The 9546-nt window shown below is 45.2% G+C and carries 7 protein-coding genes; 5 read left to right on the top strand and 2 right to left on the bottom strand.

Annotation, left to right across the window (positions count from 1 at the left end):
- From Q0257_RS03410 to Q0257_RS03390, 5 genes are all read left to right on the top strand, one after another.
- A partial coding sequence (locus Q0257_RS03410) for a hypothetical protein (RefSeq protein WP_298021557.1) occupies positions 1-938 on the top strand: 938 nt, incomplete at its 5' end.
- Entirely contained in the window at positions 938-1723 is a 786-nt protein-coding gene (locus Q0257_RS03405) for a shikimate dehydrogenase (RefSeq protein WP_298021554.1), read from the top strand. The genes Q0257_RS03410 and Q0257_RS03405, both read left to right, overlap by 1 nt.
- Positions 1724-2201: 478 nt before the next feature.
- Positions 2202-2408 (top strand): DUF4492 domain-containing protein, encoded by a 207-nt coding sequence (locus tag Q0257_RS03400; RefSeq protein WP_005871229.1) that lies wholly within the window; start codon positions 2202-2204, stop codon positions 2406-2408.
- Positions 2409-2410: 2 nt separating this feature from the next.
- Entirely contained in the window at positions 2411-3934 is a 1524-nt protein-coding gene (locus Q0257_RS03395) for a cytochrome ubiquinol oxidase subunit I (protein WP_298021551.1), read from the top strand.
- A gap of 1 nt (position 3935) precedes the next feature.
- On the top strand, positions 3936-5042 hold the full coding sequence (locus Q0257_RS03390; RefSeq protein WP_298021549.1) for a cytochrome d ubiquinol oxidase subunit II: 1107 nt from the start codon (positions 3936-3938) through the stop codon (positions 5040-5042).
- Positions 5043-5635: 593 nt separating this feature from the next.
- Here the strand turns inward: Q0257_RS03390 and Q0257_RS03385 are convergent.
- Together Q0257_RS03385 and Q0257_RS03380 are read right to left on the bottom strand one after the other, a co-directional pair.
- A complete protein-coding gene (locus Q0257_RS03385) occupies positions 5636-6604 on the bottom strand; it encodes a putative transporter (protein WP_177388461.1) in 969 nt (322 codons plus the stop codon).
- Positions 6604-9345, bottom strand: a complete 2742-nt coding sequence (locus Q0257_RS03380; protein ID WP_298021547.1) for a M16 family metallopeptidase — start codon at positions 9343-9345, stop codon at positions 6604-6606. Before Q0257_RS03380 ends, Q0257_RS03385 begins: the two co-directional genes overlap by 1 nt.
- Positions 9346-9546 lie beyond the last annotated feature (201 nt).

The raw sequence follows: 9546 nt of genomic DNA, 5'->3' as shown, positions 1-9546 counted from the left end.
CCGTCGCAGCCGGCGTCGTAGTTTTATTCTTAATCATTTTAATCATAATGAAGGCTATTAATAAAGACGATATTGATACTAACGCAGGTCTTACTATGCCTAGTGAAGAAGAGCTTACCAAAGCGGAGCAAAAGCCTGCCGTACAAGTTCAAAAACCTGAGCCTTCGCAGCCTGAGCCTGTAGAAGTGAAATCAGAACCCAATACAGCATCTGCAGCTCCAACCAAAGTAGAGATAAAAACCCAAGAGCCTAATTCCGAAAGCAAGGTCGTCGCAAGCGCTCAGCCTGAAGCACAGAAAGTAGAAATCCAAAAGCCCGAAATCAAAGAAGAGCCAAAAAAATCCGAAGTTAAAATAGAAAGTAAAAAGATTGAGTCTAAAGACGAAGCTAAAAAACCTGAAAAAACTGACGTAAAAAAGCTAGAGCCTAAAAAAGAGTCTGCAAAAGACGAGATAAAAAAAGAACCTTCTAAAACCGAAATTAGAAAAGTCGAGCAAAAAGTAGAGCCTAAAAAAGAACCTGAAAAACAAGCAAAAGCAGAAGTTAAAAAAGAGTCTTCAAAAACGGAAGCTAAAAAGGAACATGCGAAAGCTGAAGCCAAAAAAGAGCCAGCAAAACCTGAGTCTAAAAAAGAAGCTAGCAAGCCAGAGTCTAAAAGTGAGAGCGTAAAGGCTGGCGTTGCAGCAAAGAGCACCAGCACTAGCGTAGCAAACGGCAGTTATGTGCAGGTTTTCGCATCCAATGTCTACGATCCAAACGGATCTGATACCAAAAAAATCACCAAAAAAGGCTACAGCCCAATTGCGCTGCAAACTCACGTCGGAAGCAAGAGCGTGACTAAAATTTTAGTCGGACCTTTCGAGGGTGAGGCGCTACAAAAGGCGCTTAGCGATATGCGCAGCATCAATAGCGGAGCGTATATCTACCGAGTGAAATAGTGGACAGATTCGCGGTTTTCGGCAACCCGATCGCCCACTCTCTCTCGCCGCTACTTCATAATTACGCGATAAAATTTTTGGAGCTGGACGCCTACTATGGGCGAGTTTTGCTGCAGCGCGGCGAGGAACTGCGCGCTAAATTTGAAACTTTAAGGCTTGCGGGCGCGAACGTGACCGTGCCTTTTAAGCTCGACGCATTTAAAGCATGCGACGTCCTAAGCGAGGCGGCGCAGAAGATCGGCTCGGTAAATACGCTGGTGCTAAAAGGCGGCGCGCTGCACGGCTTTAACACCGATGCGCAGGGGTTTTTCTGCGCGATTTTGGGCTTTGGCAAGATTCGCAATGCGCTTATTTTAGGTGCGGGCGGCACGACGCGAGCAATCGGCTACGCGCTAGGCAAAAACGGCGTGAAATTTGACATCCTAAACCGCAGCGCAAAGGATTTTGACTTCGGCTGCGAAGAATTTTTTACTTATGAAAATTTTAGATCCAAAGACTACGATCTGATCGTCAATGCCACCGGCGCAGGGCTCAAAGATAACGCGCTGCCTGCACCCGAGGGGGTAATAGATGAAATTTTATCCCGCGCAAAATTTGCCTTTGATGCGATCTACGGCAAGCAGACTCCGTTTTTACAAGCCGCGCGCGCAAAAAATCTACTCGCAAAAGACGGCAAAGAGATGCTGATAAATCAGGGTGCGCTTGCTTTCAATCTCTTTTTCGGCGGCAAATTCGACTTAGCAGAGATTGTGGCGCTGATGAGCCGTGCTGCAAATTTACGCTAAATCGGCTCTTAGGCTTTTAATTATACGTCCAGTCTAATGAAATGCTTTAAATTTTGCGTCGAGTTAGTTATCCGTTCTTAAATTTCGTATCGTGTAGCTTTGGGCGTTTGATTTTAAAATTCTTACGTCTGCTTTCAGCTGAGGCGCGTTAATTTGCCTACAAAAAATTCTATTAAAAATCGCTACGAATTAGACATAAAGATGCTTAGTAAAGCCCCACATATTTTTCTGCTCGCTTCTTGATATATTCTATTCTAAAATTTTATATGAGGAATCTAAACTAAAATTTTGTGCAGTTTAAGTAAAATGCGATCGGTTGCGAATTATGCAGTAGAAACTTTATTTGAGCGTGACGGCGTAAAACTCATTTATTAAAAAGATAAAATTGCTACCAAAATTTCAAAATTTAAAGCTAAATTTTAATTAATTGTTATACAATAAAAAATATAAACTAATAATTGCTAAAGGTTAAAATTTGATGTTTTTCGGCAAAATTTTAAAATTTTACGCGCACGGATTTGCTTCGATGAAGCTTGGCAAAACGCTGTGGGCGGTGATTTTGATCAAGCTATTCATAATTTTTGTGCTACTAAAATTTTTCATTTTCGACGAAAACTTGGATTCTAAATTTAAAACCGATCAAGAAAAAATCGATTTCATCTATAAAAATTTGACTAAGGAGTAGGAATGCAAGAGCTTGCTAGCGTGGATTGGTCGAGGGCGCAGTTCGCACTCACGGCGCTTTATCACTTTCTTTTCGTGCCCCTAACGCTGGGGCTTAGCTTTATCGTGGCGTTTATGGAGAGCCTATATGTCGCGACCGGTAAGCAGGAGTGGCTCAAGATCACTAAATTTTGGCTGCGCCTTTTCGGTATAAATTTTGCCATCGGCGTCGCGACGGGCATCATAATGGAGTTTGAGTTCGGCACCAACTGGGCGAATTATAGCTGGTTCGTGGGCGACATCTTCGGCGCGCCGCTTGCGATCGAGGGCTTGCTTGCGTTTTTCTTGGAGGCTACCTTTTTTGCGGTAATGTTCTTCGGATGGGACCGCGTAAGTAAAAAATTTCACCTTCTCTCGACCTGGCTCGTGGCGATCGGATCAAATTTAAGCGCATATTGGATCCTAATCGCAAACGCCTGGATGCAAAATCCGGTAGGCACGAGCTTTAATCCTGATACGATGCGCAACGAGATGAGCAATTTTTTAGATATCGCGCTATCTCACTTCGGAGTGGCTAAATTTTTACATACCGTCGGCGGCGGCTATATTACCGCGGCGCTTTTCGTACTTGGAATTTCGGCGTTTTATATGTTAAAAAACAAAGACTTCGCGCTTGCTAAAAAAAGCTTCATCGTAGCGGCAAGCTTCGGTATGCTAAGCTCGCTTTTCGTGCTATTTAGCGGCGACGAGAGCGCCTATCAGGTCGCGCAAAAGCAGCCGATGAAGCTTGCGGCGATGGAGGGACTGTATAAAGGCGAAGTAAACGCGGGCATCGTCGCGGCGGGAGTTTTAAATCCGAGCAAAACCGCGGGAGACGATAAACAGCCGTTTTTATTTGAGATCAAGGCGCCTTATGCGCTAGGGCTGATGGCTACGAGAGGGCTTGATAATTTCACGCCGGGCATCGATGATTTGGTATTCGGAAATGAAAAATTCGGCATCGAGGGCGCCGATAAAAAGATCGAAAAAGGCAAAATCGCCCTGCAAGCACTGAAGGATTACAAGCTCGCCAAAGACGCGAATGACACCGCTGCGATGCAGCAGGCGCGCGAAATTTTATTCGGCAACCAAAATATGCAAAATCTAGGCTACGGCTACCTTGACGATGCGAAGCAGATCGTCCCTCCCGTGGCGCTTACATTTTATAGTTTCCACGTGATGGTGGCTCTGGGAAGCTATTTTATCTTGCTATTTTTCGTAACGCTATTTTTGGCGATGCGAAAGAATCTCGCCGAATACAAGAAAATTCTATGGCTTTGCGTCTTTAGCATTCCTCTGGGATACGTCGCGTGCGAGGCGGGCTGGATCGTGGCCGAAGTAGGGCGCCAGCCGTGGGCGATACAAGATCTCATGCCGGTGGGCGTCGCGGCTACGAGCCTGGCGGGAACGAACATAATGATCTCGTTTGCGCTCTTTGCGGTTTTATTTACGGTTTTATTCATAGCCGAGATAAAGATCATGCTAAAACAGATAAAGATAGGATTTTAAGATGCACGAAATTTTTCAAATTTATTGGTGGTGCGTGGTTTCGCTTCTGGGCGGAATTTTAGTTTTTATGCTCTTCGTGCAGGGCGGTCAGACGCTGCTTTTTACGCTGGCGAAAAATGAGACCGAGAAGGATTTTATAATAAATTCCATCGGCAAGAAATGGGAGCTTACATTTACTACGCTCGTTATGTTCGGCGGAGCGTGCTTTGCGGCGTTTCCGCTATTTTATGCGACCAGCTTCGGCGGGGCGTATTGGGCGTGGATGGCTCTGCTTTTTTGCTTCATAATCCAAGCCGTTGCCTACGAATACAGAAAAAAGCCCGATAATTTCTTGGGCGCTAAAACTTATGAAGCCTTTCTTTTCATAAACGGCTCGCTGGGCACGATCCTGCTTGGCATCATCGTCTCGACGCTTTTTAGCGGCAGCGAGTTTGCGCTGGGCGATAATAATTTCGTGCAGTGGAAAAACCCCGCTCGCGGACTTGAGGCGCTAGCAAATCCGTTTAATTACATCTTGGGAGTTGCGCTATTTTTCTGCGCTAGGACGGGAGCGAGCTTATATTTGATGAATAATATCGCCGAGCCCGAAATAATCGCTAAGCTCAAAGCTTCGCTTAAATTTAACGCTAGCGCTTTTTTGGTATTTTTCATCGCGTTTTTGGCGTGGGTCTTGCTAAAGCAGGGCTATGCAGTCGGCGCGGGCGGCGTCGTAAGCCTCGAGAACTTTAAGTATCTGCATAACTACCTAAGCCTGCCTGCGGCGCTAGTCTTGCTGCTGCTAGGCGTCGTGCTGGTGTTGGTGGGGATATTCAAAGGCGCATTTACAAGCAGCGTGCGCGGAGTATTTTTCTACGGCGTGGGCGTCGTATGCGCGGTAACGAGCGTATTTTTGATCCTAGGGCTAAACAATACGGCGTTTTATCCGTCAAATTTCGACCTGCAAAGCTCGCTTTCGATAAGCAACGCAAGCTCGAGCCTCTATACGCTTAAGACGATGTTTTACGTGTCGTTTCTAGTGCCTTTCGTGCTGGGTTATATCAGCTATGTTTGGCGCGCGATGGATGCTAAAAAGCTCGATAAAGAGGGGCTTTCAAACGAGCATTATTAGGCACGCCCGCGCGCGGATGAGCACGGCGCGTAAAATTTTATTTGCGTGCCTAGCAAGCGCTAAATAAGCTGCTCGGGCAACGCAAATATCGCCTTCCACAAGGCTATCGCGGCGCCAAACGGAAGTCGGCGGCGCAAGGTGCACGCTGTGAAATTTAATGAGCGTCAAGTAGAGCCGAGCCGTGTTAAACGGCGCGAAAGCCGAGCTTTGGGGGCGCTAAAATTGCACGAGCTTTGCTTTAAATTTAACGGCATAGATGCTCGGCGCGATTAGAAGCTTTCGGACGCGATCGTGAGGCTGCTCTCGCGCGGCGTTTATGTGCGCCTTTGCGCTTGGTTAAATTTCATATCGGCGGCGCTTTTTATGCGCCGCATTATAAAAATTTTAAGGATTAAAAATGATCAAATCTTTAGTTTTCATCGCGATTTGGATGATCTTGCTCGTAGGAAGCTATAAATTTATAAAGCTAAACATTACTCATCACGAAAAAAGAGAGCAGTAAAGCGTAGAAATTTTAAAAGCTAGCGGCTCGGGATTTTGCTTTAAATTTAGAAAGCGAAGTCTAGGGCCGCAAGATACGGGCGAAATTTTATCTAGCCCTTGTAGTCGATATTTTTTTCGAATTCTTTAAGTCGCATATGGATTGAGCGAAGCTCCGTGATCGTCGTCCAGTTATTGATAAAAACGCTAAAGCTGCCGCGTACTTGATTAAAAGCATTGCCTACTTGAATCATCACTCCAAGCGTAATCGCCTTAGTAAAAAGCCCCGGTCCCATTATGAGATAGGGCACGATGACTAGGATTTGCGAGAAAGAATTTAGCCATAAATCAAAGTAGCAGTAGTGCAAAAATAGCCTGTAATAGTTGTGCTTTAATTTGCCAAATAGCGTCTTTGTGGTCTCTTCGCTCGCATATTCCGCCTTATTCTCCTCGGCATAAACCAGCTCTTTGCGAAACGCAGCTTCCGCCTTTTGATTGTTGTATTCAAGCCTAGGCAGAAACCAACCTACTAGCCAAGAAATTATCAGTCCGCCGATGCTTACTGCAAGTGCGATCCATACGAGAGAGCCGGGAATTTTTTTGAGCGCCTCAAAAGGTACTTTCTCGCTAAGGCTCCACAAAACAGGGATAAACGCAAAAAGAATCATCGCCGCTGAAAGCACGCGCGTGCCGATATCTTCGATGATTTTTGAGAAGCGGTAGATGTCTTCTTGGATACGCTGCGAGCTTCCTTCGATATCTTTACTTACCTTTTTCCAGTATGAAAAATAGGAAAAGGTCATCGCCTCTCGCCATTTAAACGCCCAAATTCGCGCCACGTATCGCTCCGAAATCGCCGCCGCTACGGCAGGCATCGCTATCCATAAAAAGACCCTCATCTGCGCGTAAAAATCGTTTAACGTATGACGATCTACGTTTTGACATAAATCATAAAATACGCGATACCATTCGTTGAAACGCACGCTCAGCGTAGTTTGATACCAATTGATAGTGATCAAAAATACTAGCCCTGTATATGCTAAAAGCGCCCATTTTTTGCTTTTAAAAAATGAAACGAACATTAGCGTTTCTCGGAGCTTTTTGGATTCAAGATCGCCGTAAATAGCCTATCGCTTAGCATTTGCGCCGCTTTTTGCACATCCGCGCTTTTTACTGCGTTTATGCTTGCTGCGTAGCTTTTTTCGTCGTAGAGCGGATAGCCGTAAAGCTCGTGAGCAGTGATATTAGCAAGCCAAAAATCATTCGTCTGCGCAGCCCTTTTGGTCGATAAAATTTGCGCTTTTTTGAAATTTGCCAGCTCGCTATCTTTTGCGCCGGAGCTTTCGATCTGTTTTAAAATTTCACTCACGCTTGCTGCAACCGCACTGGCATCTTTCGGCTCGGTAGAAAACGATACGTTCAAGCTCGCTGCGATTTGTGGCTCACGCACATAGGCGCTATGCACCATCGCCGAGTAAATTTGTCCGCGCGCCTCGCGGATCTGCTCGACGATACGATTGCTTAGCACGCTTTTTAACGCTTGAAATTTATAAGTGTCTGCAAAGTCGAAATTTTGTAGCTCATAGTTTGAAAAAATCATCCGAACTTCGCTTTTATCACTATCGCCGTAATCTTGCACAATCTCTCCGCTAGAAGTATTTAGCATCAGAGTTTTAGGTGTAGCGCTGTTTACGCCAGGCTTTAGATTGCCAATATATTTGGCTAGAATTTGTTTCGCGCGCGCAGGCTCAAAATCGCCGCTAAGCACAAAGATAAAATTTCTAGTACCTGAAAAAATTTCATCCGCATCGCGCTGTAAATCGGCAAGATTTGCGCTCTTTACGTCATCTACGCTAAGCGGCTGCTTACGAGCCATATCTCCCGAATATAGAGATTTTAAAATTTGCTCGCCGAATTTAAATTCCGCCGTCTCGTCTCGTAGCGCAATCGCCGAAAGCGCGTCTGTTTTGTATTTTGTAAGCGAGCTTGCATGAATTAGCGGCTCGCTAAATCTTGCGTAAAGCTCGTGTGCCATCGCCTCCAGATCCGCTCCTGCGCCTCTAAAACCGCAGTCTGCGTCATCCATCCTAAATCTTAGCTTATAATCAAATTTTGAGGTCAAGCGTCCCGCCTCATATTCGTTTAGCTCGCCTATGGTGCCTGAGTTTAGCAGCGCGGTTAGAATTTCGCCACGAGCTTTGCCAAAATGCGCGTAGCCGCCTTTTTTAACGGCTGCGAGGGCGATTTTATTTTTCTCGCTTTTAAGAGGCTTTAAAATTATCTTCGCGCCGTTTTTAAACTCCAAAATTTCAGTGCCGCTAGCGCCTTTTTGTGCTTTAAATTCCGTCTCTTTTAAATCTGCTCCCGCAAGTTGCTTGGAAGCAAGCTTCGAAGCAGCGAAATTAAACGGCACTGCCTTTTCGTAGAGTAGCATCGCATCTTTTTGGCTAACGCCTAAATCTTTTGCAGAGATAATCTCCGTAAATCTCGCTCCATCCGTTATTTGAGAGAAAAATTTATTAACATCCGCTAGCGTTATTTCTTCTAACGCCTTGAGGCTTAGATCGTGCTCGTCTTGCTTACTAAGCTTTACATTGCCGTTTTGTACGAAATCAAGTAATGCCCCTATTTGCGCACTTTGCGTATCGTTTTTAAGCAGATCGGCTTGCACTTGATGTTTAAATTCCGCCTTAACGCTATCAAAATCGTCATTGTTAAATCCGTGTTCGCGTACCCCTTTGATCGCGCTAAAAAGACTACTTAGCGTGGCGTTGGCGTCGAAATTAAAAATATTCGCGCTTATGCTGTATAGTCTGCGGTTTTTAAACAGATCGTCCGAGCCGAAATAGGCTTTAAGCGGAATTTTGGCATTCACATTCATCGCGTCGTATCCAAGCTCCATCAGCCTCGATACGTAGGCTTGCAGCCACTCATTTTTAAGCGCACCGTAGCTTCTTAGCGGCTCATATTTGCCTGCGTAAAGCACGCTAGCGACATTGGCGCCGAGCTCGGGCTCTACGGTGCTTGCTAGCCCGCCTTCAAATGGGCGCAGGCTAAGATCGCGCGGGATTTTTTCGCCGTGCGCAGAAAGAGAGCTAAAATTTTGCTTGATTAGGTTTTTAATCTGCTCAATGTTTACGTCGCCTACGACTATGATGCTAATGGCGCTAGGAAGGTAGTTACGCGTATAAAATTTTTTTAGTTGCTCGCCAGTGGCGCCTTTGATGATTTCATTTTGTCCGATCGGAAAGCGTCTGGAAAATATGGAATTAGGGTATAAATATGTGGCGCGCTTTTCGTAAAAGCGCCTCTCAAAGCCTTTTTTTGCTTCCTCTAAGATGACGCCTTTTTCCTTTTGCGTTTCGTTCTCGTCAAATTTCACGCCGCCTGCATAATCGCGCAGTACCAAAAATACGTCCTTTAGCGTCTCATCGCTTACTTGGGCTTGGATGTTGTATGTGGTGTTTTCAAAGCCAGTCTGTGCATTGAGATCGGCGCCGAATTTCACCCCTAGGCGCTGCAAGGTATGAACTAGTTCATTTTTATCAAAATGTTCGCTGCCGTTGAATGCCATATGCTCGACGAAGTGCGCTAAGCCCTGCTCGTCGTCATTTTCATCGACACTACCCGCGGCTACGTTGAGGTAAAAAAGCGCACTATTTTTCGGCACGTCGTTTTTGAGGATATAAAATTTCACGCCGTTCGCTAGCTCGCCGTGCACGACGCTAGGATCGAGCTTAAGCGGCGCATCCGGGTTGGTATCTGCGGAGTAAAGGCTCAAAGAGCAAAGCAGGGTGGAGATAAAAAATATAAGCTTTTTCATAATTGTCCTTGGATTTAAAAACTTGTAATTGTAACAAAAGCTAGTTTAAAGTATGATTTTGCGAGCTTTGTTATGAGTGAAATTTTGCCAAGGATTTGGGATTTTACTTGCGGTTTTGAAATTTTACTTGCAAAATTTCAAGAAACGGAATTTTTGGAATTTTTGGAATTTTTGGAATTTTTGGAATTTTTGGAATTTTTG

The sequence above is a fragment of the uncultured Campylobacter sp. genome (genome assembly GCF_938018035.1).
In the GTDB taxonomy this organism is placed as follows: Bacteria; Campylobacterota; Campylobacteria; order Campylobacterales; family Campylobacteraceae; genus Campylobacter_B.
The sequence above is the reverse complement of the archived record's forward strand: the minus strand, read 5'-3'. Positions and strand labels throughout refer to the sequence as shown.